At 72.4% G+C, this 21286-nt stretch carries 21 protein-coding genes; 12 read left to right on the top strand and 9 right to left on the bottom strand.

Features of this window, described 5'->3' with window-relative positions; all coding sequences use genetic code 11:
- Positions 1 to 251: 251 nt before the first annotated feature.
- Positions 252 to 2381 (top strand): heavy metal translocating P-type ATPase, encoded by a 2130-nt coding sequence (locus ABD249_RS06790; protein ID WP_425546293.1) that lies wholly within the window; start codon positions 252 to 254, stop codon positions 2379 to 2381.
- A gap of 39 nt (positions 2382 to 2420) precedes the next feature.
- The gene (locus ABD249_RS06785; protein ID WP_344341918.1) at positions 2421 to 2999 is read left to right on the top strand and encodes a DUF305 domain-containing protein; all 579 of its coding nucleotides are present in this window, start codon (positions 2421 to 2423) and stop codon (positions 2997 to 2999) included.
- 4 nt (positions 3000 to 3003) lie between these two features.
- Here the strand turns inward: ABD249_RS06785 and ABD249_RS06780 are convergent, their stop codons facing one another.
- Positions 3004 to 3288 (bottom strand): DUF1905 domain-containing protein, encoded by a 285-nt coding sequence (locus ABD249_RS06780; RefSeq protein WP_344341916.1) that lies wholly within the window; start codon positions 3286 to 3288, stop codon positions 3004 to 3006.
- A 55-nt stretch (positions 3289 to 3343) separates the two neighbouring features.
- The gene (locus ABD249_RS06775) at positions 3344 to 4003 is read right to left on the bottom strand and encodes a DsbA family protein (RefSeq protein ID WP_344341913.1); all 660 of its coding nucleotides are present in this window, start codon (positions 4001 to 4003) and stop codon (positions 3344 to 3346) included.
- Positions 4004 to 4139: 136 nt separating this feature from the next.
- Between ABD249_RS06775 and ABD249_RS06770 the strand changes: the two genes are divergently transcribed.
- Positions 4140 to 5498, top strand: coding sequence for a protealysin inhibitor emfourin (locus tag ABD249_RS06770; RefSeq protein ID WP_344341911.1), 1359 nt, complete (start codon positions 4140 to 4142; stop codon positions 5496 to 5498).
- A gap of 123 nt (positions 5499 to 5621) precedes the next feature.
- On the opposite strand, the gene ABD249_RS06765 is transcribed toward ABD249_RS06770, so the two are convergent.
- Entirely contained in the window at positions 5622 to 6503 is an 882-nt protein-coding gene (locus ABD249_RS06765) for a LysR family transcriptional regulator (protein ID WP_344341908.1), read from the bottom strand.
- A gap of 76 nt (positions 6504 to 6579) precedes the next feature.
- Here ABD249_RS06765 and ABD249_RS06760 point away from each other — a divergent pair, with 76 nt between their 5' ends.
- The 3 genes from ABD249_RS06760 (at position 6580) to ABD249_RS06750 (ending at position 9295) form a co-directional block, all read left to right on the top strand.
- Positions 6580 to 7281, top strand: coding sequence for an aspartate/glutamate racemase family protein (locus ABD249_RS06760; protein ID WP_344341906.1), 702 nt, complete (start codon positions 6580 to 6582; stop codon positions 7279 to 7281).
- Positions 7282 to 7338: 57 nt separating this feature from the next.
- Entirely contained in the window at positions 7339 to 7629 is a 291-nt protein-coding gene (locus tag ABD249_RS06755; RefSeq protein ID WP_344341903.1) for a GNAT family N-acetyltransferase, read from the top strand.
- A gap of 61 nt (positions 7630 to 7690) precedes the next feature.
- Entirely contained in the window at positions 7691 to 9295 is a 1605-nt protein-coding gene (locus tag ABD249_RS06750; RefSeq protein WP_344341901.1) for a DHA2 family efflux MFS transporter permease subunit, read from the top strand.
- Positions 9296 to 9301: 6 nt separating this feature from the next.
- Here ABD249_RS06750 and ABD249_RS06745 read toward each other — a convergent pair whose 3' ends face one another.
- The 4 genes from ABD249_RS06745 to dhaK are packed head-to-tail and all read right to left on the bottom strand — an operon-like array spanning position 9302 to position 12445.
- A complete protein-coding gene (locus ABD249_RS06745) occupies positions 9302 to 10165 on the bottom strand; it encodes an acyltransferase domain-containing protein (protein ID WP_344341899.1) in 864 nt (287 codons plus the stop codon).
- On the bottom strand, positions 10162 to 10830 hold the full coding sequence (gene dhaM, locus ABD249_RS06740; RefSeq protein ID WP_344341896.1) for a dihydroxyacetone kinase phosphoryl donor subunit DhaM: 669 nt from the start codon (positions 10828 to 10830) through the stop codon (positions 10162 to 10164). Before dhaM ends, ABD249_RS06745 begins: the two co-directional genes overlap by 4 nt.
- A 2-nt stretch (positions 10831 to 10832) precedes the next feature.
- On the bottom strand, positions 10833 to 11444 hold the full coding sequence (gene dhaL / locus ABD249_RS06735; RefSeq protein WP_344341893.1) for a dihydroxyacetone kinase subunit DhaL: 612 nt from the start codon (positions 11442 to 11444) through the stop codon (positions 10833 to 10835).
- Entirely contained in the window at positions 11444 to 12445 is a 1002-nt protein-coding gene (gene dhaK / locus ABD249_RS06730) for a dihydroxyacetone kinase subunit DhaK (protein WP_344341890.1), read from the bottom strand. Before dhaK ends, dhaL begins: the two co-directional genes overlap by 1 nt.
- Before the next feature lie 186 nt (positions 12446 to 12631).
- Between dhaK and ABD249_RS06725 the strand changes: the two genes are divergently transcribed.
- Entirely contained in the window at positions 12632 to 13387 is a 756-nt protein-coding gene (locus ABD249_RS06725) for an MIP/aquaporin family protein (protein ID WP_344341887.1), read from the top strand.
- Positions 13388 to 13476: 89 nt separating this feature from the next.
- Positions 13477 to 14988 (top strand): glycerol kinase GlpK, encoded by a 1512-nt coding sequence (glpK, locus tag ABD249_RS06720; RefSeq protein WP_344341884.1) that lies wholly within the window; start codon positions 13477 to 13479, stop codon positions 14986 to 14988.
- Between the two features lie 51 nt (positions 14989 to 15039).
- On the opposite strand, the gene ABD249_RS06715 is transcribed toward glpK, so the two are convergent.
- A complete protein-coding gene (locus tag ABD249_RS06715) occupies positions 15040 to 16017 on the bottom strand; it encodes a hypothetical protein (RefSeq protein ID WP_344341881.1) in 978 nt (325 codons plus the stop codon).
- A gap of 1 nt (position 16018) precedes the next feature.
- Positions 16019 to 17086: an anthranilate phosphoribosyltransferase gene (trpD, locus tag ABD249_RS06710; RefSeq protein WP_344341878.1), complete on the bottom strand. Its 1068-nt coding sequence runs from the start codon at positions 17084 to 17086 to the stop codon at positions 16019 to 16021.
- Positions 17087 to 17158: 72 nt separating this feature from the next.
- On the opposite strand from trpD, the gene ctaE reads away from it, so the two are divergent.
- Genes ctaE through qcrB form a run of 4 tightly spaced genes read left to right on the top strand, consistent with a single transcriptional unit; the run spans position 17159 to position 21284 of the window.
- Positions 17159 to 17794 (top strand): aa3-type cytochrome oxidase subunit III, encoded by a 636-nt coding sequence (gene ctaE / locus ABD249_RS06705; protein ID WP_344341875.1) that lies wholly within the window; start codon positions 17159 to 17161, stop codon positions 17792 to 17794.
- A 12-nt stretch (positions 17795 to 17806) separates the two neighbouring features.
- Positions 17807 to 18604 carry a cytochrome bc1 complex diheme cytochrome c subunit gene (gene qcrC / locus ABD249_RS06700; protein ID WP_344341872.1) on the top strand — a complete coding sequence of 266 codons (798 nt, stop codon included), beginning with the start codon at positions 17807 to 17809 and terminating at the stop codon, positions 18602 to 18604.
- Positions 18604 to 19695, top strand: coding sequence for a cytochrome bc1 complex Rieske iron-sulfur subunit (gene qcrA / locus ABD249_RS06695; RefSeq protein ID WP_425546292.1), 1092 nt, complete (start codon positions 18604 to 18606; stop codon positions 19693 to 19695). The genes qcrC and qcrA overlap by 1 nt, the downstream gene beginning before the upstream one ends.
- Positions 19692 to 21284: a cytochrome bc1 complex cytochrome b subunit gene (qcrB, locus tag ABD249_RS06690; RefSeq protein WP_344341869.1), complete on the top strand. Its 1593-nt coding sequence runs from the start codon at positions 19692 to 19694 to the stop codon at positions 21282 to 21284. The genes qcrA and qcrB overlap by 4 nt, the downstream gene beginning before the upstream one ends.
- The last annotated feature ends 2 nt before the right edge of the window (positions 21285 to 21286 follow it).

Here is a 21286-nt window from a genome sequence, read left to right as displayed (position 1 = left end):
TCGCGGCGACGGGCGATCCCAGGGGTCGCGGGAGGAAACTTCCCGCATTCTTTCCCTATGCGTGCAGGAATGCGAGAACCCGTGCGGCGCCGCACGCATGGACCGCATGTTCCTGCGCCGAGCCGGAGGGTCGCGCCGACCTTCTCGCGCAGCGTCGAGCGGCGTCGACCGGGCATGCTCAGCGGTTGACCGACATACCCCCTAGGGGTATCGTCGGGCACCGGGACGTCGATCGACGCCGCCGAGCGACGATGGGAGACGAGCACGTGGACGCCGGTCACGAGGGGCACGCAGGACACGTCGCGCAGCGGGAGTCCGAGGCACGCGCCGAGCACGCGGGCCACGGCGGGCACGCGGGCCACGGCGGGCATGCGGGCCACGGCGGGCATGGCGGTCACGCCGACCACGCGGCCCAGTTCCGCTCGCGCTTCTGGATCGTGCTCGCCCTCGCGGTGCCGACAGTTGCCTGCTCGAGCATGGTCGCGTCGCTCCTCGGGTACGCGCTCCCGGACGTGCCGGGCATCGCCTGGGTCTCCCCCGTGCTGGGCACGATCATCTACGCCTGGGGAGGATGGCCCTTCCTGCGCGGCGCGGTCGACGAGCTCCGTGCTCGGCAGCCCGGCATGATGCTGCTCGTCGCGCTCGCCATCACCGTCGCCCTCGTCGCCTCGTGGATGGCGAGCCTCGGCCTCGCGGCGCACCACCTCGACTTCTGGTGGGAGCTCGCGCTGCTCGTCGCGATCATGCTCCTCGGCCACTGGATCGAGATGCGCTCGCTCGCGCAGACGACCTCGGCGCTCGACGCGCTGGCCGCGCTCCTGCCGGACGAGGCGGAGCGGGTCACCGCCTCCGGCACCGAGCGCGTCGCGCCGGCCGAGCTGCAGGTCGGCGACGTCGTCGTCGTCCGCCCGGGTGCCGCGGTGCCCGCCGACGGACGCATCCTCGACGGCTCGGCAGCGCTCGACGAGTCGATGATCACGGGCGAGTCGAGCACGGTCGCGCGCAGCGTCGGCGACGCCGTCACCGCAGGCACCGTCGCCACCGACTCGAGCCTGCGCGTCGAGGTCGTCGCGACCGGCGAGGACACCGCGCTCGCCGGCATCCGCAGGCTCGTGGCGGACGCCCAGTCGTCGACCTCGCGCGCGCAGCGGCTCGCCGACCGCGCCGCGGCGCTGCTGTTCTGGTTCGCGCTCGGCGCCGCAGCCGTCACCGCGGTCGCGTGGCTGCTCGTCGGCACCCCCGAGGAGGCCGTGGTCCGCACCGTGACGGTGCTCGTCATCGCCTGTCCGCACGCCCTCGGCCTCGCGATCCCGCTCGTCGTCGCGATCGCGACCGAGCGCGCGGCGCGCGGCGGCGTGCTCGTGCGCGATCGGCTCGCGCTCGAGCGCATGCGCTCCGTCGACGTGGTCGTGCTCGACAAGACCGGCACGCTCACGCGCGGCGAGCCGGCCGTGCTCGCCGTCGAGCCGGCGGGCGGCCTGGATGCCGATGCGCTCCTCGCGCTCGCGGCGGCCGCCGAGTCCGACAGCGAGCATCCCCTCGCCCGGGCCATCGTGCGCGCCGCGCACGACCGTGCTCTGACCCTGCCGGTGGCGAGCGACGCCTCCTCCTCCCCCGCCGTCGGCGTGGTCGCGACGGTCGCGGGAGCCCGGGTGCACGTCGGCGGACCGCGCATGCTGCGCGACCGCGGCCTCGAGGCGCTCGACGTCGCGAGGCGGTGGGAGTCCGAGGGCTCGACGGTGCTGCACGTCGAGCGCGACGGCGCCGTCGTCGGCGCGATCCGCCTCGCGGACGAGATCCGTCCGGAGTCCTTCGACGCCGTCCGCGCGCTCCACGCGCTCGGCATGGAGGTCGTGCTGCTCACGGGCGACGCCGAGCCCGTCGCGCGCGCCGTCGGCGACGCGCTCGGCATCGACCGCGTCGTCGCCGGCGTGCGCCCCGAGGACAAGGCCGATCACGTGGCCGCCCTGCAGGCCGAGGGGCGCACCGTCGCCATGGTCGGCGACGGCGTCAACGACGCACCCGCGCTCGCGCGCGCCGACGTGGGCATCGCGATCGGCGCGGGCACCGACGTCGCGATCGGCTCGGCGGGCGTCATCCTCGCCGGCTCCGATCCTCGATCGGTCGTCTCGATCGTCGAGCTCTCGCGCGCCGGCTACGCCAAGATGCGGCAGAACCTCTGGTGGGCCGCCGGCTACAACCTGCTGTCCGTGCCGCTCGCCGCCGGCGTCCTCGCCCCCATCGGCTTCGTGCTGCCGATGTCGGTCGGCGCCCTGCTCATGTCGGCCTCGACCGTCGTCGTCGCCGCCAACGCGCAGCTGCTGCGCCGGCTCGACCTGCGACCCGAGCGCAGCGTCGCCCGCGTGCTCCACGACGCCTGATCCGATCCGTCCATCCATCCCGCTCCCCGAGAGGACCCCATGCCGAACCGCATCGCCACCACCGTCGCAGCCCTCGCCGCCGCCGCCATCGCGCTCTCCGGCTGCGCGTCGCCCGAGGTCGGCGGGGACCACGCGGGGCACGGCTCGTCGCAGGCGCCCTCCGGCGCGGCCGCCGACGTCGCGTTCGCGGCCGCGATGATCCCCCACCACGAGCAGGCCGTCGAGATGGCGGACATCGTGCTCGCGAAGCCCGACCTCGACCCTCGCGTCGCAGACCTCGCCGAGCGCATCCGAGCCGCGCAGGAGCCGGAGATCGCGACGATGCGGTCGTGGCTCGAGGCCTGGGGCGCCGAGGCCGACGCGCACGGGGGCATGGACCACGGCGACGACGGCATGCTCACCGAGGGGGAGCTCGCCGAGCTCGAGGCGGCCGACGGCGCCTCGGCGTCGACGCGCTTCCTCGAGGGCATGATCGCGCACCACGAGGGTGCCGTCGCGATGGCCGAGCAGGAGCTCGACGACGGCGAGGACCCGGACGCCCTCGCCCTCGCCGCGTCGATCGTCGACGCGCAGCAGCGGGAGATCGACGAGATGCGAGCGCTGCTCGACGCGCTGTGACGCGTCAGCCGATGCGCAGCCGCACGACGACGTGGTCGCCGATGCCGATGCCGTGCTCGGCGCGCACCGCCGCCTTGAGCGGCACGAGGTAGCCGCCCTCGCGGGGGAAGAGCGAGGTCGTGAACTCCGTGCCGAGCAGCCAGCCGCGCACGGGGATGACGCCCCAGCCGTACGAGACGTGCGCCGCGAGCTCTCGGATGGCCTCTGCCTCCGCCTCGGGGACGCGGACGAAGTGGTGGGGCGCAGGGCCGCGCCACTCGAGCACGTCGCCCTCGATCGTCACGTCCATGCGGACCTCCCGTCGAGCGGCATCCTCGCACGCACGTGCGACGTCGCGCGCGGGATCAGTCCTCGAGCGCAGCCTGGATGCCGGCCTCGATGTCGTCGACCGTCTGCAGCTCGAGGACCTCGCCGTCGATGAGGATCGTCGGGGTGCTCTGCACGCCGAGCGCGACGCCGGCCTCGTAGTCCAGCTCGACGCGGTCGCCCGTCGCGGGATCGGCCACGGCGGCGTCGTACGCCTCCATGTCGAGGCCGAGGTCCTCGGCGAAGGTGCGGAACGTCGCGTCGGCGTCCTCGGTGCCCGCCCAGTCGGTGTGCGTCTCGAACAGGCGCTGGTACATCGCCTCGAACTGCCCCTGCTGCGCCGCCGCCTCGGCCGCGATCGCGGCGGGGTAGGCGTTCTGGTGCGCCGCGAGCGGGAAGTAGCGCACCGCGAACGTGACCTCGCCGGCGTACTCGGCGCGCATCGTCTCCATCGTCGGGTAGACGAGCGCGCACGACGGGCACTCGAAGTCGAGGAACTCGACCACGACCGGCGCACCCTCGCCCGCGTCGTCGAGGACGTGCGTCGTCGCGTCGAGCGTGTCGGCGGCCGAGACGTCGCCGGCGGGAGCGGCGGTCGACGCCTGCTCCCACGGCCGCGTGACCGCGAGGACCGTCGCGACGACGATCACGAGGGCTGCGGCGACGATGCCGAGGATGTTCCAGGTCTTGGCGGTCATGCGCGGCCTCAGCAGGGGTCGTGGAGCAAGGGATCCCCTCGAGCCTAGGCGCGCGATCTATGCGGCACCCATGGCGATCGGCTCGCCCTGGGGAGACCCGCCGACGCCTGTCGGCGCTCGACCGTATGGTCGTCGCATGCACGGCATCGTCCCTCCCTTCCTGCTCGAGCGTCTCGGCGACCACCCGAGCGCAGCGGTGGCGCGCGGCGCCCAGCGCACGCTCACGCTCGACGAGGCGGTGCGCACGTCGCGCCGCTCGTCCCGGGCCGAGCCCGCCACCGGACGGCGCTCGCTCGTCCCCGACGCTCGCCCCGCGCCGCGTCGCACGATCGCCGACGCGCAGGGCACGATGCGGCTGCCGGGCACGACGGTGCGCCGCGAGGGCGACGAGCCGACGAGCGACGTCGCCGTCGACGAGGCGTACGACGGGCTCGGCATCACCTGGACGCTGCTGCACGAGGCATTCGGCCGCGACTCCCTCGACGGCGCAGGCATGCCGCTGCTCGCGACCGTGCACTACGGCGAGGCGTACGACAACGCGTTCTGGAACGGCGAGCGCATGGTGTTCGGCGACGGCGACGGCGAGGTGTTCCTCGGGTTCACCGGCGCGGTCGACGTCATCGGCCACGAGCTCGCCCACGGGCTCGTGCAGGCCACGACCGACCTCGTGTACCAGGGACAGCCCGGCGCGCTCAACGAGTCGGTCGCCGACGTCATCGGCTCGCTCGCCAAGCAGCACGCGCTCGGCCAGACCGCCGACGAGGCCGACTGGCTCGTGGGCGCGGGGCTCTTCGCGCCCGGCGTCCAGGGCGTCGCGCTGCGATCGCTGCGCGCCCCCGGCACGGCCTACGACGACGACGTGCTCGGCAGGGATCCGCAGCCGGCGACCATGGCCGACTACGTCGACACCACGAGCGACAACGGCGGCGTGCACATCAACTCGGGCATCCCGAACCATGCCTTCTACCTCGCGGCGACCGCGATCGGCGGCCGCGCGTGGGAGGGAGCCGGGCTCGTCTGGCTCGACGTGCTCACGAACGGCTCGATCGACGCGCACGCCGACTTCGCGGCGTTCGCAGCCGCGACGATCGCGGCCGCCGAGTCGCGCTTCGGCGCCGACTCGCGCGAGCGCACGGCCATCGGCGATGCGTGGGACGCCGTGGGCGTCACGGGTGGGGCTCCGGCAGCACCGCCCACGACCGACGATGCGGGCACGGTGCGCGTCGCGCGATCGGGCGGCATGCTCGGGCGCGAGCGCGTCGGCGAGCTGCCCGAGTCCGCACTCCCGAGCCGCGATCAGCGGGCGCTCGAGACCCTCATCGACTCGGGCGAGCTCGCCGACCTCGCCGGCGCCGACGACGACCGCGTCCGCGACGCCTACGTCTGGCGCGTCACCGTCGAGACGCGCATCGACGTCACGGTCGTCGAGCCCGCCCTGCCGGACGAGGTGCTCGTGCTGCTGCACCGCATCCTCGAGCTGGGCGAGCGCCGCTGACGTCGGGGCGTCGGCCGGCGGACCGCCGGATCCACGCGTGAGCGGAGGGTCAGGCGGAATGCGCAGCCGACCACCCGCTGACGCGTGGATGCGGCGGGCCCATGCGCACGTGGTCCCGTGCCGCTAGACGACCGCGACGATCGCGTCGATCGCCGCGCGGATCGCGGGCACGCGATCGGCGCCGGCACGGTGCCGAATGCTGAGGACGCGGCCCGAGCCGTCGGCGAGCGGGCGGGCGACGACGCCGACCCGCTGATGCGCCGCGAGGCCCATCGCAGGCAGCAGCGCGACCGCGCCGGTGCGCGAGACGAACGACTGCGCGGCGACGAGGTCGTCGGTGGAGTGCCGCACGTCGGGCTCGAAGCCCGCCCGGTCGGCGAGCGTCTCGAGGTGCAGGCGGCATCGGGGGCAGCCCGCGACCCAGCGCTCCCCCGCGAGGTCCTCGAGGTCGATCGCGCCGAGCGCCGCGAGGGCGTGGCCCTCGGGCACGACGACGAGGCTGGGGTCGTCGCCCAGCTCGACGCGCTCGAGGCCGACGTCGTCGTGCGACTCGGCGTACTCGAACACGACGGCGAGATCGACGTCGTTCGCGCCGACCGCCGCGAGCGCCTCGGGAGGCTCCGCCTCGACGACGCGCACCTGCACCTGGGGCGCCACCTCGAGCAGGCGCGCGATCGCTCGCGGCACGAGGTCGGCCATCGCCGACGGGAAGGCGGCGAGCGTCACCGTGCCGCCGCCGGCGGCGAGCTCGGTGAGCTCGGCCTCCGCCTGCCGCAGCGACGCCTCGATGGCATCCGCGCGTGCGAGCAGGCGCTGCCCCGCCTCCGTGAGCGTCACCCCGGTCGGGCCGCGCAGCAGCAGCGCCATGCCCAGCTCTCCCTCGAGGAGGCGCAGATGCTGGCTGACGGCCGGCTGCGTCCAGCCGAGCGTGCGCGCACCGCCCGACACGGAGCCCGCGCGGGCGACCGCACGGAAGATGAGCACGCGCCGCGGATCGATGTCCATGCCATAACCCTAGGTGATGGATCGCCCAAGAGATACAAGACTACCCGATGCCGTCCCCTGCTGGTCCCATGGAGGCATGGAGACCATCGGACTCATCGGCGGCATGAGCTGGCACTCGACCGTCGACTACTACCGTGCCATCAACGCCCGCGTCGCGGAAGCGCTCGGCGGGCATCGCTCCGCGCGCATCCTGCTGTCGAGCCTCGACTTCGCCGAGGTGCGCGACCTGCAGGTGCGCGAGGACTGGGACGCCGCCGGCGCCCTCCTCGCCGAGGAGGCGCTGCGCCTCCAGACCGCCGGAGCGCACCGCATCGCGATCTGCACGAACCTCATGCACAAGGTCGCCCCGGCCGTCGAGGCCGCCATCGACGTCCCGCTCGTGCACATCGCCGATGCCGTCGCCGCCCGCGCCACGACCCTCGGCGTCCGTCGGCTCGGCATCCTCGGCACCGACTGGGTCATGCGCGAGCCGTTCTACCGCGACCGCCTCGCCGCCCACGGCATGGAGGGCATGGCACCCGCCGCCGACGACCGCGCCGTCGTCGACGGGATCGTCTGGTCCGAGCTCACGCGCGGCATCGTCTCCCCCGCCTCGCGCGCCGCCTACCTCGGCGTCATCGACCGCCTCGTCGCCGACGGCGCGGAGGCCGTCGTCCTCGCGTGCACCGAGATCCAGCTGCTCGTGCGCCAGGAGGACGTCCCGGTGCCGATCGTCGACTCGATGGCCGCCCACGCCGACGCCATCGTCGACGCCGCGCTCGTCGGCGTCGCCGTCTGAGGGCTCACGGAGCGCGACCACTCGCCTCCGAGCCGCGTCGGGCATAGCGTGGCGGTCATGAGCGAGTCGATCGAGATCGTGGACGCACCCGAGCGCGGCAGGTTCGAGCTTCGGGTGGACGGGGTGCTCGCGAGCGTCGCCGACTACATGGACGCCGCGGACGGCCGTCGCATCTTCCCGCACACGCAGACGGCACCGGAGCACGGCGGTCGGGGACTCGGCACGCAGGTGGTGCGCGCAGCACTCGACGAGGCCGTCGCCTCGGGCCGCTCCATCGTGCCGGCGTGCCCCTTCGTGCTGGCGATCGTCGCGAAGGACGAGGACGCGTACGGAGCCCTCGTCGCCTGACGCCGCGCCGCGCGCGCCGGCCGACTTGCCGAGCGGGCCGCGCAGGAGGACGCTGACGCGAGTGACCACCTCCCGCTCCCGCTGGCTCGGCCTCGTCTGCATCAGCGTCGCCGTCGCGCTCATCATCGTCGACTCGACGATCGTGAACGTGGCGATCCCGTCGATCGTCGACGACCTCGGCATCACCTCGACGCAGGTGCAGTGGGTGCAGGAGAGCTACACGCTCGTGTTCGCCGCGCTCCTGCTCGTCTTCGGGGCGCTCGCCGATCGGCTCGGCCGCCGCCGCATGCTGCTGATCGGCGTCACGATCTTCTCCCTCGCCTCCGTGCTCGCTGCCCTGGCGCCCACGGGCGACCTCCTCATCGGCGCCCGCGTCATCCAGGGCGTCGGCGGGGCGATGATCCTGCCCACGACGCTGTCGATCATCAACGCGACGTTCCGGGGCAAGGATCGCGGGATCGCGTTCGCCGTGTGGGGCTCGACGATCGGTGGCATGGCGGCCGTCGGTCCGCTGCTCGGCGGTTGGCTCACGACGGCGTTCTCCTGGCGGTGGGCGTTCGGCATCAACGTGCCGCTCGGGGCGCTGATCGTCGTCGGCCTGCTCGTCTTCGTCGCGGAGTCGAGGGATGCGGATGCGCGCGACGGCATCGACGTCGTCGGCGCGCTGCTCGCCGTGCTGACGACGGGCGCCTTCGTCTTCGGGCTCATCGAGGGCCGCACCTACGGATGGTGGACCGCGACCGAGGACGTCCTGGCGTGGTGGCCGCTCGACCTCTCCCCCGTGCCGATCGCCTTCGGCGTCGCGCTCGTGGCCGGCATCGCCTTCGTGCGCTGGGGCCTGCGACGGGAGCGCGCCGGGCGCAGCACCATGCTCGCGTTCGGGCTGCTGCGCATCCCCTCGTTCCGCAATGGCAACGTCGCCGCGATGATCGTCTCGCTCGGCGAGTTCGGCATCATCCTGTCGCTGCCGCTGTGGCTGCAGGGCGTCCTCGGCTACGACGCGCTCCAGACGGGCCTCGTGATCCTCGCCCTCGCCGTCGGCTCGTTCGTCGCGAGCGGTGCAGCGGGCGCGTTCGGGTCGCGCGCGACCCCCGTCGGCATCGTGCGGGCGGGCCTCGTCGCGGAGGTCGTCGGCCTGCTCGCCGTCGCCCTCGCGATCCAGCCCGACAGCGCCTGGTACGCGATCGTGCCCGGGCTCTTCGTCTACGGCTTCGGCGTCGGTCTCGCGACGGCGCAGCTCACGAACGTCGTGCTGCAGGACGTGCCGGTGCAGCAGAGCGGGCAGGGCTCGGGCACGCAGAGCACGGCGCGGCAGATCGGCTCCGCGCTCGGCATCGCCGTGCTCGGCACCATCCTGTTCACGAGCGTCGGCGGCATCCTCGACGCACGGCTCGAGGCGCGCGACGTGCCGTCCGCGGCGCGCGAGCAGATCGTCGACGTCGTCGTCGACTCGAGCGGCACGGCGATCTCGGCGCTCGAGGCGCAGGATGCCGACGCGGCCGACGACGCGCGCGTCGCCTTCAGCGACGGCACGCGCTTCGCGGCGTTCGCGGCCGCCGGCTTCGTCTCCCTCGGACTCCTCGCGACGCTGCGGCTCGCGAGTCGCCGCGACGACGACGACGCGGCGACCGACGCGGCTGCGCCTCGGGAGGCGCCTGCCGCCTGAGCGGGCTCACGCCTGCAGGGTGCCCTCGCGCACGATCGGACGAGAGCCGCGCCCCATGCGCTCGGCGAGGGCGCGTCGCAGCGTCGAGTCGTGCGGCAGCGCGGACGCATCGAGCGTGGCGTCGCGCGTGCCGAAGACGAAGTACGCCACGTCCTCCCAGCCGTCGACGTCGGCGCCCGCGTGCGTCCACCGCGCGGCGAACGCGGCGAGCCGCGTCCCGGGCAGCGCGTCGACGAGCCACGGGTCGAGCATCCACGACCGGCAGTGCCAGGTCGTCGTGGCCCGTTCGGGGAACAGGCGCTCGCCGACGAGCGCCGAGGCCGCGAGCGACGCGTCGATCGCGTCCGGATCGAGCGAGGCACCTGCGGGGATGTGCACGGACCGCACCCAGCCGAGGCGCGGATGGCGCACGTGCGCGACCTGCAGCGCGCCATGCCGCAGCAGCGCGCCCGACCACGCGAGGGCGAGCCAGTCCTGCGTGTCGAGCCCGCCGACGCCCACGACGCGGCGATGCACGCGCAGCTGCGCGCCGAGGTCCGCGACGCCCGACGAGGCCGTCGCCTCGTCCGCACCGCGCGCACGCAGCCAGGCCACGACGTCGGCGGCCGTCGCGACGAGCGCGAGGATCGCGAGCCGTCCGGGAGCGCCAGGGCCCTCGGGCAGGGACGCGAAGGGATGCCGCGGCTCCTCGTCGCCGCAGCCGAGGCCGTCGACGAGCGCCGTCGCAGCCGCAGCGACCCCTCGTGCGTCCGCATCGTCGAGCGTCGCGATCGCGTCGGCGACGAGCGCGCGATCCTCCGGCGCGAGCGCGAGCAGCGCGATCGGCGCACGCTCGAGCCGGTCGCGCACGCCCGCCGCGTCGATCGTCACGACTCGTCGAATCCACGCTCCACGAGGTCCGCGACGGCGGCGACCGCCTCCTCCGCCTCCGGCCCCGTGGCCCGGATCGTGACGCTCGCGCCCCGGTCGAGCCCGAGCCCGAGGACCCGCAGCATGCTCCTCGCGTCGACGCCGTTCACCTGCACGCGTGCGTCGAAGGTCGCGGCGAGCTGCACGAGGTCGGCGGCGGGCCGGGCGTGGAGCCCGGAGTCGTTCACGAGCGTCAGCGTGCGCGTCGGGCCGTCGTCCGGGACCGTCCGCGCGTCGTCCACCGGCGAGGGGCCACCCGCCGCCGTGCGCGCCGCGGCGAGCACGCCATCGACGTCGTCGCCTGCGCTCGCGGCGACGGCCGCGGCGACGGCGCCCTCGACGATCGGCGCGTCCGCGATCCGCACGCGGGATGCCGCCGCCTCGTCGAGCAGCTCGAGCGCGGTCTCCGCCGTCAGCACGGCCGATCCGAGGTCGCACAGCACGACGACGCCCTCGCCCGAGTCGGCCGCCTGCATGCCCGCCGTCACGAGGTCGAAGCTCGTGCCGATCCCGCCGTCCTCTGCGCCGCCGGCGGCGACGATCGTCACGCCCTCGGCCATCTGGCCCGCGAGCTCGACGACGCCCTCCGCGATGCGCACGGAGTGCGAGACGATCAGCAGGCCCACGCTCACGCGTCGGCCGCCGCGCGGAGGATGAGCGCCGTCGACTCGCTGCCCGGGTCGCGATGCCCGATGGCGCGCTCCCCGAGGTAGGACGCGCGTCCCTTGCGCGCCACGAGGGGCTCGGTCGCCGCCGCGCCCGCCTCCGCCGCGGTCGCCGCCGCCTCGAGCGCCGAGCGCGCGTCCGTCGCCGCCGCGGCCGCCTCGACGGCGGGCGACCACGCGTCGACCATCGTCTTGTCGCCCGCCTCGGCCTTGCCGCGCGCCACGATCCCGTCGCGCGCGGCGCGCAGCACGTCGACGAGCACGTCGTCGAGCGTCTCGGCATCGCCCGCCGCGGTCGACGCCCGCAGGAAGGCCGTGCCGTAGAGCGGTCCGCTCGCTCCGCCGACGGTCGAGATCAGGGTCGTGGCGACGAGCTTGAGGATCGCGCCGGGCGTCGCCGCCGCGTCGAGGTCGTCGAGCCGCGCCCGCACGGCCGAGAAGCCGCGGTCGAGGTTCTCGCCGTGGTCGCCGTCGCCGATGTCGCGGTCGAGGTGCGTCAGCTCGGCCTTGCGCTCGGCGATGCGGTCGGCGACGAGCACGATCCACCGCCTGGTCCAGTCGGCGTCGAGGCTCATCACCGACCCCAGCGCAGCGCGGGCGTCTGCACGGGCGCGTCCCACAGCTCGACGAGGGCGTCGTCGAGGCGCAGGAGCGTGATCGAGCAGCCCTGCATGTCGAGGCTCGTGACGTAGCTGCCCACGAGCGTCCTCGCGACCTCGATGCCCTGCGCGGCGAGCACCTCGGCCGCACGACGGAAGACGACGTACAGCTCGACGAGCGGCGTGCTGCCCATGCCGTTGACGAACAGCAGCACGCGGTCGCCGGAGGCGAACGGCAGGTCCTCGACGATGGGAGCGAGCAGGCGGTCGACGATGCCGTCCGCGGGCTCCATCGCGATGCGCTCGCGACCGGGCTCGCCGTGGATGCCGATGCCGATCTCGATCTCGTCCTCGGCGAGGTCGAACGACGGCTCCCCCGCGTGCGGCACGGTGCAGGGCGTGAGCGCCATGCCCATCGACCGCACCTGCGCGTTCACGCGGCGCGCGATCGCGGCGACCTCGGCGAGCGAGTCGCCGCGCTCGGCGGCGGCGCCCGCGATCTTCTCGACGAGCAGCGTGCCCGCGACGCCGCGACGCCCGGCCGTGTACAGCGAGTCCTTCACGGCGACGTCGTCGTCGACGACGACCGACTCGACCTCGATGCCCTCGGCGAGCGCGAGCTCGGCAGCCGTCTCGAAGTTGAGGACGTCGCCGGTGTAGTTCTTCACGATGTGCAGGACGCCGGCGCCGCCGTCGACCGCCTTCGTCGCGGCGAGGATCGGGTCGGGCGTGGGCGAGGTGAAGACGGGCCCGGGCACCGCGGCGTCGAGCATGCCGTGGCCGACGAACCCGCCGTGCAGGGGCTCGTGGCCCGAGCCGCCGCCGGAGACGAGGGCGACCCTGCCCGGCCTCGGGGCGTCGCGACGGGCGATCACGTAGGGCGGGTCCTCGATGACGCGGAGCTCGGGGTGCGCGGCGGCGATGCCGGCGACCGCCTCGTCCACGACCTTCGAAGGATCGTTGATGAGCTTCTTCATGGTCTCCCACTTCGATCGGGGGTGCGACGTCGAGGCCAACCTACGCCCACCGACGCGGCGAGCGCGGGGTGACGACACGGTGCGAGGACGCGTGCCACGACGCATGGCGCAGGCATAGTCTTGCGCTGCCCCTCGCACCCGAGGGACCGGGCCGACGCCCGATGCCCACTCGGACAGCAGGTGCACATGGACAACCTCGGACTCGTCCTCCTCTCGGAGACGGTGGGCACGGCGCTGCTGCTGCTGCTCGGCACGGGCGTCGTCGCGAACGTCGTCCTCGCGAAGACGAAGGGCTTCGGCGGCGGCTTCCTCATGATCAACTTCGGCTGGGGCCTCGCGGTGTTCGCCGGCGTCCTGGTCTCGGGCTACTCGGGCGCGCAGCTGAACCCGGCGGTGACGATCGGCCTCGTCGTCAACGGCCTCGTGCAGGGCGACGAGGTGCCGTGGGCCGCCTACGGCGTGGCGGTCGTCGGCCAGCTGCTCGGTGCCTTCATCGGCGCCGTGCTCGCCTGGCTGACGTACAAGCAGCACTTCGACGCCGAGGAGGACCCGGCGGCGAAGCTCGGCACCTTCTCGACCGGCCCCGGCATCCGCTCCTACGGCTGGAACCTCGTCACCGAGATCATCGCGACCTTCGTGCTCGTCTTCGTCATCCTGTCCTTCGGCCTCAACGGCGCCGACGAGGCGCTCACCGGTCCGCTCAGCGCGCTCGCCGTCGGGTTCACCGTCGTCGTGATCGGCGCCTCGCTCGGTGGCCCGACCGGCTACGCCATCAACCCCGCCCGCGACCTCGCCCCCCGCATCGCGCACGCCGTCCTGCCCATCGCGGGCAAGGGCGACAGCGACTGGGGCTACGCGTGGGTGCCGGTCGTCGGCCCGCTCATCGGCGGTGCGCTCGCCGGCGCGCTCGCGCCCGTGCTGCTCGCCAGCGGCCTCGCCTGACCCGCACGCGGCCGCGCGTCGTCGCACCGACGGCGCACAGCCGCCTCCCCTAGCATCCGAATCGACCCCAACCACGAAGGAGTGACACGGTGAACGACTACGTCATCGCGATCGACCAGGGCACCACCTCGACGCGCGCGATCCTCTTCGACCACGCCGGGAGCATCGTCTCCACGGGGCAGCTCGAGCACGAGCAGATCTTCCCCCAGGCCGGATGGGTCGAGCACGACCCGAAGCAGATCTGGAACAACACGCGCGAGGTCATCGGCCAGGCGCTCTCGAAGGCCAACGTCACGCGCCACAACGTGAAGGCCATCGGCATCACGAACCAGCGCGAGACCGCGGTCGTCTGGAACAAGACGACGGGCGAGCCCGTCTACAACGCGATCGTCTGGCAGGACACGCGCACGCAGAAGATCGTCGACCGTCTCGCCGACGGCGACGTCGAGCGCTACAAGGCCAAGGTCGGCCTGCCGCTCGCGACGTACTTCTCGGGCACGAAGATCGTCTGGATCCTCGAGAACGTCGAGGGCGCACGCGAGGCCGCGGAGGCGGGCGACCTGCTCTTCGGCACCACCGACTCCTGGGTGCTGTGGAACCTCACCGGCGGCGTCGACGGCGGCCTGCACGCCACCGACGTGACGAATGCGTCGCGCACGCTCTTCATGGACCTCGAGACGCTCTCGTGGGACGAGTCGATCCTCGCCGACTTCGGCGTGCCGGCCTCGATGCTCCCCGAGATCCGCTCGTCGTCCGGCGACTTCGGCGTCGCGAGCGACGCGAGCCTCCTGCGCGAGACGCCCATCACGGGCATCCTCGGCGACCAGCAGGCGGCGACGTTCGGCCAGGCCGCGTTCGACAAGGGCGAGGCGAAGAACACCTACGGCACGGGCAACTTCCTCATCTTCAACACGGGCGAGGAGATCGTCCACTCGAAGAACGGCCTGCTCACGACCGTCGGCTACAAGATCGGCGACGAGCCCACGCACTACGCGCTCGAGGGATCGATCGCCGTGACGGGCTCGCTCATCCAGTGGCTGCGCGACAACCTCGGCCTCATCCCCGACGCGCCCGCGGTCGAGCAGCTCGCGACGTCGGTCGACGACAACGGCGGCGCCTACTTCGTGCCGGCGTTCTCCGGCCTGTTCGCGCCGTACTGGCGTCCCGACGCCCGCGGCGCCCTCGTGGGCCTCACGCGCTACGTGAACAAGGGCCACATCGCCCGCGCGGCGCTGGAGTCGACGGCGTTCCAGACGGCCGAGGTCGTCGACGCGGTCAACGCCGACTCGGGCGTCGACCTCACCGAGCTCAAGGTCGACGGCGGCATGGTCGCCAACGACCTGCTCATGCAGTTCCAGGCCGACATCCTGCGCGTCGCGGTCGTGCGCCCCGTCGTCGCCGAGACGACGGCGCTCGGCGCCGCCTACGCTGCCGGCCTCGCGGTCGGCTTCTGGGCGAACCTCGACGAGCTCCGTGCCAACTGGCAGGAGGACAGGCGTTGGGAGCCGCAGCTCGACGAGGCCGAGCGCGAGCGCACCTACCGCCTGTGGAAGAAGGCCGTGCAGAAGACGCTCGACTGGGTCGACGACGACGTCAGCTGATCGACGACGCACGACGAGGGGGGCCGGCATCGCCGGCCCCCCTCGTCGCGTCTACAGCCAGGCCGGATCGAGGAGCCAGATCGCGATCGTCGTGACGGCGACCCAGCAGATGGTGAGCTTCGCGTAGGCGACGACGAGCAGGGCCGTCGCGAACCAGTCCTCGTCGGGGTCGAGCCGCGACTGCGCCGTCGGCTGCTTCGCGAGGTGCAGCAGCACGATCGCGACGGGGTCGAGCATGCACGCGGTGAGGATGCCCGCGAGGCGGATGCGCTCGCGCTCGCTGCGCACCGGGAGGTCCGAGGACCGCGTGGACATCGGCAGCAGCACGCGCGCCCAGCCGTCGATCCACCACGCGAAGATGACGAGCGCGACGCCGACGCCGACGATGACGAGGCTCGCGATCGCGTCGTCGTCGACGATGAGCACGGCGGCCTGGCCGCCGGCCTGCGCCTCGAGGCGCTCGCGCATGAGCGGCAGCACGCGACCGAAGAACGCGAGCCCCGCGAGGCAGCCGCCCATGAGCGTCGTGAGCACGGTGACGGGGTGGCGCATCCGCAGCAGCAGCATGACGGCGACCCACGTGATGAAGCCCGCGAACTCGACGGCCGAGATCGCGCCGATGCGCAGCCGACCGAAGACGTCGGTCGAGACCATCACGGCGCCGGTGACCGCCACGAGGGCGTGCAGCACGAGCGCCCACGCCGCGATGAGCCGCGCGTCGCGCGACGAGGGTGCGAGCGCGATCGCGAGCACGAGCAGCATGACGCCCAGCACCCGCAGCGCGAGCAGGGCCTCGAACGCGGGCGGCTGCTCGAGCAGCAGCGTGATGCCGTAGGCGACGAGCACGGCGCCTGCCGTGAGCGCCATGACGACGAGCGAGCGCGTGCCGTGGTCGCCCCATCGCAGCGGCACGCGGCGCCACGGCTCGACCGTGTCGCGAGATCCGAGCCTCGCCTCGACCGTGCGGTCCTCGAGCAGCGTCGCCATCGGGCCGGCGCCGAGCGCCTGCTCGGCGACGCGCCGCTCCACGTCAGGCGCCCGTCGGGACGCGCGACGCCGCCCGGCGCCAGCGGTCGAGGGTGCCGCGCGCCGCACCGGAGTCGATCGCGGCGGCCGCGACGACGAGCTCGTCCGAGAGCCGCTCGCGCAGGGGACGGTCGCCCTGCCGAGGGTCGGCGTGCACGCGCCACGCGGCGAGCGCCGCGGCGGCGTTCAGCAGGACGATGTCGCGCACGGGGCCCTGCTCGCCGTCGACGATGCGGCGCACGGTGTCGGCGTTCGCGTGGGCGTCGCCGCCGACGAGGTCGCCCATGCTCGCGAGCGGGATGCCGAGCTCGCGCGGGTCGACGTCGTGCTCGACGACCTCGCCGCGCACGACCTCCCACAGCTCCGAGTGGCCCGTGGTCGTGAGCTCGTCGAGCCCGTCCTCGCCGCGGAAGACGAAGGCCGTCGCGCCGCGCGTCGCGAAGACGCCGACGAAGTTCTGGATGCGCGATCGGTCGGCGACGCCGCACGCGGTGACCTCGGGTCGCGCAGGGTGGACGAGCGGTCCGAGCTGGTTGAAGACGGTCGACACGCCGAGGGCCGCACGGACCGGGCCGGCGTGTCGGAATCCGGGATGGAATCGCATCGCCCAGGCGAACGAGATGCCGGCCTCCTCGAGGATGGCCCGCACGACCGCGGGGTCGTCGTCCTCGGGGATGACGCCGAGCTCGGTCAGCACGTCCGACGCGCCCGTGAGCGACGACACGGCGCGGTTGCCGTGCTTGAGCACCGGCACGCCCGAGGCGGCGCACACGATGCTCGCCATCGTCGACACGTTGACGGTGCCGTGGCGGTCGCCGCCCGTGCCCACGATGTCGAGCACGAGCGACTCGCCCGGGAGCGCGACGGCATGCTGCAGGATCGCGTCGCGGAAGCCCACGAGCTCGTCGACCGACTCGCGCTTCGCCCGCAGCGCCGCGAGGAACGCCCCGAGCTGCGCGGGCTCCGCGAGGCCCGTCACGACCTGCTCCATGGCCCACGACGCCTGTCCGATGGTGAGATCCTCGGGCGTCAGCAGCGTCTCGAGGACGCCTGGCCAGGACTTGGGCTCCATGTCGACAGCCTATCGACGCCACGCAGCGCAAGCGCTGCCGAGAGGACGCTCCGAATCGCCTAGGATGGGACTGTGACCAGCACCTCCCTCTCCCACCCCGGAGCGACGCAGCTCGTGCGTCGGCCCAACAGCGTCGCGGTCGGGACGATCGTGTGGCTCGGCAGCGAGGTCATGTTCTTCGCCGCCCTCTTCGCGATCTACTTCACGCTGCGCTCGACGACCGGCGATCTGTTCGCGACCGAGTCCTCGCTGCTGAACGTGCCCTTCGCGACGGTGAACACGACGATCCTCGTGCTCTCGTCCGTGACGTGCCAGTTCGGCGTGTTCGCCGCCGAGCGCCTGCAGGCCCGCCGCACCGGCCCGCTGCTGAGCGTGAAGTCCTGGGGCATGGTCGAGTGGTTCTTCCTCACCTACGCCATGGGCGCGGTCTTCATCATCCTCCAGGTGTTCGAGTACGCCGTCCTGGTCCACGAGAACGTGACGCTCGCCACGAGCGCCTACGGCTCGGCGTTCTACATCACCACGGGCTTCCACGGCCTCCACGTCACCGGCGGCCTCATCGCCTTCCTCTTCGTGATCGGCCGCGCGTACGCGGTCAAGAACTTCGGTCACAAGGAGGCGACGACCGCGATCGTCGTGTCGTACTACTGGCACTTCGTCGACGTGGTCTGGATCGCCCTGTACCTGATCATCTACTGGCTCCGCTAGGAAGGCGCTCCCTTGGCACACCGCAGCAAGAAGACCGGCCGGCGACACCCGCTCGCGAGCCTCGGTCTCCTGGTGCTCGGCCTCGTCGCCGCCGGCGGCGTCTCGACGGTCGTCGGACAGGTCGCATCGGCAGACGCCTCGTCGCAGCAGGCGACGCAGCTCACGGTCGACGACGGCGAGCAGCTCTTCCAGGCGAACTGCGCCTCCTGCCACGGCGTCAACGCCGAGGGCTCGTCGGAGGGTCCGAGCCTCATCGGCGTCGGCGCGGCGTCGGTCGACTTCCAGGTCATGACCGGACGCATGCCGCTCGCGTTCTCGGGCCCCCAGGGCGCCGCGCGCGAGCCGGTGTTCTCGCAGGAGCAGTCCGACGCGATGGGCGCGTACATCGCCGAGCTCGCACCCGGACCCGACGTCCCGAGCGAGGAGCTCCTCGACACGGCCGACGCCAACGTCGCCGAGGGCGCCGAGATCTTCCGCATCAACTGCGCCATGTGCCACAACGTGGCCGGCGCCGGCGGTGCGCTCACCGAGGGCAAGTTCGCCCCCGACCTGCACGACGTCGAGGCGTCGCACATCTACGAGGCCATGCTGACCGGCCCGCAGAACATGCCGGTCTTCAACGACGACAACATCTCGCCGGAGGAGAAGACCGACATCATCGCGTACCTCCACTTCCTCGACGAGAACCCGAGCGTCGGCGGCTTCGACCTGGGCTCGCTCGGCCCCGTGTCCGAGGGTCTGTTCATCTGGATCTTCGGTCTCGGCGGCATCGTGGCGATCACGGTCTGGCTGACGGCGAAGCCCAACTGATGACCGAGGAGAGCAAGATGGCGGAGGTCGAGGTCCACCGCGAGGCCGCGCTCCAGCGTGCCGACGACTTCGAGAACCCCGGCCTGCCGCCGCACAGGAAGCGTCAGACCGATCTCCACCCGGAGAAGGAGAAGCGCGCAGAGCGCGTCGTCTTCGGCTGGTTCCTGCTGTCGGCGCTGGGTTCGATCATCGCCGTGGCCGCGTACGTGGCCGTGCCGATCACGCCGGGCGACCTGACGACGACGAGGTTCAACAACCTGTTCCTCGGACTCGGCATCGCCCTCGCGATGCTCGCGATCGGCATCGGCGCCGTGCACTGGTCGAAGCAGCTCATGAGCGACGAGGAGCACGTCGAGCTCCGCCACAGCACGAAGGGCTCCGAGAAGACGCGCGCGAAGGCCGTCGAGGTCTTCACGCTCGGCGACAAGGAGTCGGGCTTCACGCGCCGCTCCCTCATCCGCAACTCCCTGATCGGTGCGCTGGCGTTCGCGCCGCTGCCGGCGGTCGTGCTGTTCCGCGACCTCGCCCCGGCCGACCAGGTCCCCACCGACGTCTTCGCGCACACCATGTGGGAGGCCGGCACGCGTCTGTGCCTCGACCCCACGGGAACGCCCATCCGCGCGTCCGACGTCTCCTACGGCTCCGCCTTCCACGTCATGCCCGAGGGCATCGACGAGGCGGAGCACCCGCTGGACGAGAAGGCGCTGGCAGCCGTGCTGGTGATGCGCCTCCCCGCCGATCAGCTCAACGAGGCACCCGACCGCGCAGGCTGGTCGTACGACGGCATCGTCGCGTACTCCAAGATCTGCACGCACGTGGGCTGCCCCGTCGCGCTGTACGAGCAGCAGACGCACCACCTGCTCTGCCCCTGCCATCAGTCGACGTTCGACGTCAAGAACCACTGCAAGGTCATCTTCGGCCCGGCCAACCGCCCGCTGCCGCAGCTGCCCATCGCCGTCGACTCCGAGGGCTACCTCATCGCGCAGCGCGACTTCACCGAGCCCATCGGTCCGTCGTACTTCGAGCGTCTCCATGACGTCGACGAGGATGAGCACATCCTCGTCGCCGGCACCACAGAGGACCGCGCATGACCACCACGCAAGCACCCCAGCAGCGCAGGACCGTCACGTCCTGGGCCGCCAACTACCTCGACGAGCGCACGAGCATCTCGGGCGTGACGGCCTACCTCGGCCGCAAGATCTTCCCCGACCACTGGTCGTTCATGCTGGGCGAGGTCGCGCTCTACTCGTTCGTCGTGATCCTGCTCTCGGGCACGTTCCTGACGTTCTTCTTCGACCCGTCGATGGGCCACACGGTCTACGAGGGCTCGTACGTGCCCCTCAAGGGCATCGAGATGTCGATCGCCTACGCATCGTCGCTCGACATCTCGTTCGACATCCGCGGCGGCCTCCTCATGCGCCAGGTGCACCACTGGGCGGCGCTGCTGTTCGTGGCATCGATCGGCCTGCACATGCTGCGCGTGTTCTTCACGGGTGCGTTCCGCAAGCCGCGCGAGCTCAACTGGGTCATCGGCTTCCTCCTCTTCATCCTCGCGATGGCAGAGGGCTTCACGGGCTACTCGCTCCCCGACGACCTGCTCTCGGGCAACGGCCTCGCGATCATCAACGGCATGGTCAAGGCCATCCCGCTCGTCGGCGGCTGGATCTCGTACCTGCTCTTCGGCGGCATGTTCCCGGGCGTCGACGTCATCCCCAGGCTCTTCGTGCTGCACATCATGCTGCTGCCGGCGATCCTCATCGTGCTGCTCGGCCTGCACATGGTCCTGCTCGTGCTCAACAAGCACACGCAGTTCGCGGGCCCCGGCAAGACGAACGACAACGTCGTGGGCGTGCCGATCATGCCCGTGTTCGCGGCGAAGGCCGGCGGCTTCTTCTTCCTGGTCTTCGGCGTCATCGTCGGCATCGCGGCCACGTTCACGATCAACCCGATCTGGAACTACGGGCCGTACGATCCGTCGCCGGTCTCGGCGGGCACCCAGCCCGACTGGTACATCGGCTTCGCCGACGGCGCGTTGCGACTCATGCCCGGATGGGAGTCGGAGCTCTTCGGGCTCACGTTCTCCTGGAACCTCCTCGTGGTGATGGCGGTCCTCGGACTGTTCATCGTGCTCGTGATGTTCTATCCGTTCATCGAGGCCTGGATCACGCAGGACAAGCGCGAGCACCACCTGCTCGACCGCCCGCGCAACGCGGCGACGCGCACGGCCATCGGTGCCGCCGGCGTCACGTTCTACGCGGTCCTGTGGGCCGGTGCCTCGTCCGACCTCATCGCGACGCACTTCCACCTCAACGTGTTCCAGGTCACCTGGGTGCTGCAGGCGCTCGTCATCCTGGGGCCGGTCATCGCCTTCTGGACGACGAAGCGCGTCGCCCTCGCGCTGCAGAAGAAGGATCGCGAGATCCTCCTCCACGGCTTCGAGTCGGGCCGCATCGTGCGTCGTCCGGGTGGCGAGTACGTCGAGGTGCACCAGGGCCTCGACGAGTACGAGTCGTGGCGCCTCAAGGCGTTCGAGTCGCCCGAGCCTGCGAAGGTCCGGCCGGACGAGCGCGGTCGCATCACGGCCGGCACGCACGTGCGCGCCGCGCTGTCGCGCTGGTTCTTCGAGGACCGCATCGAGCCGGTCTCGTCGACCGAGCTCGAGCGCACCTCGCAGCACTGATC

It is taken from the genome of Agrococcus versicolor (assembly GCF_039531815.1).
GTDB lineage: Bacteria > Actinomycetota > Actinomycetes > Actinomycetales > Microbacteriaceae > Agrococcus > Agrococcus versicolor.
The sequence above is the reverse complement of the archived record's forward strand: the minus strand, read 5'-3'. Positions and strand labels throughout refer to the sequence as shown.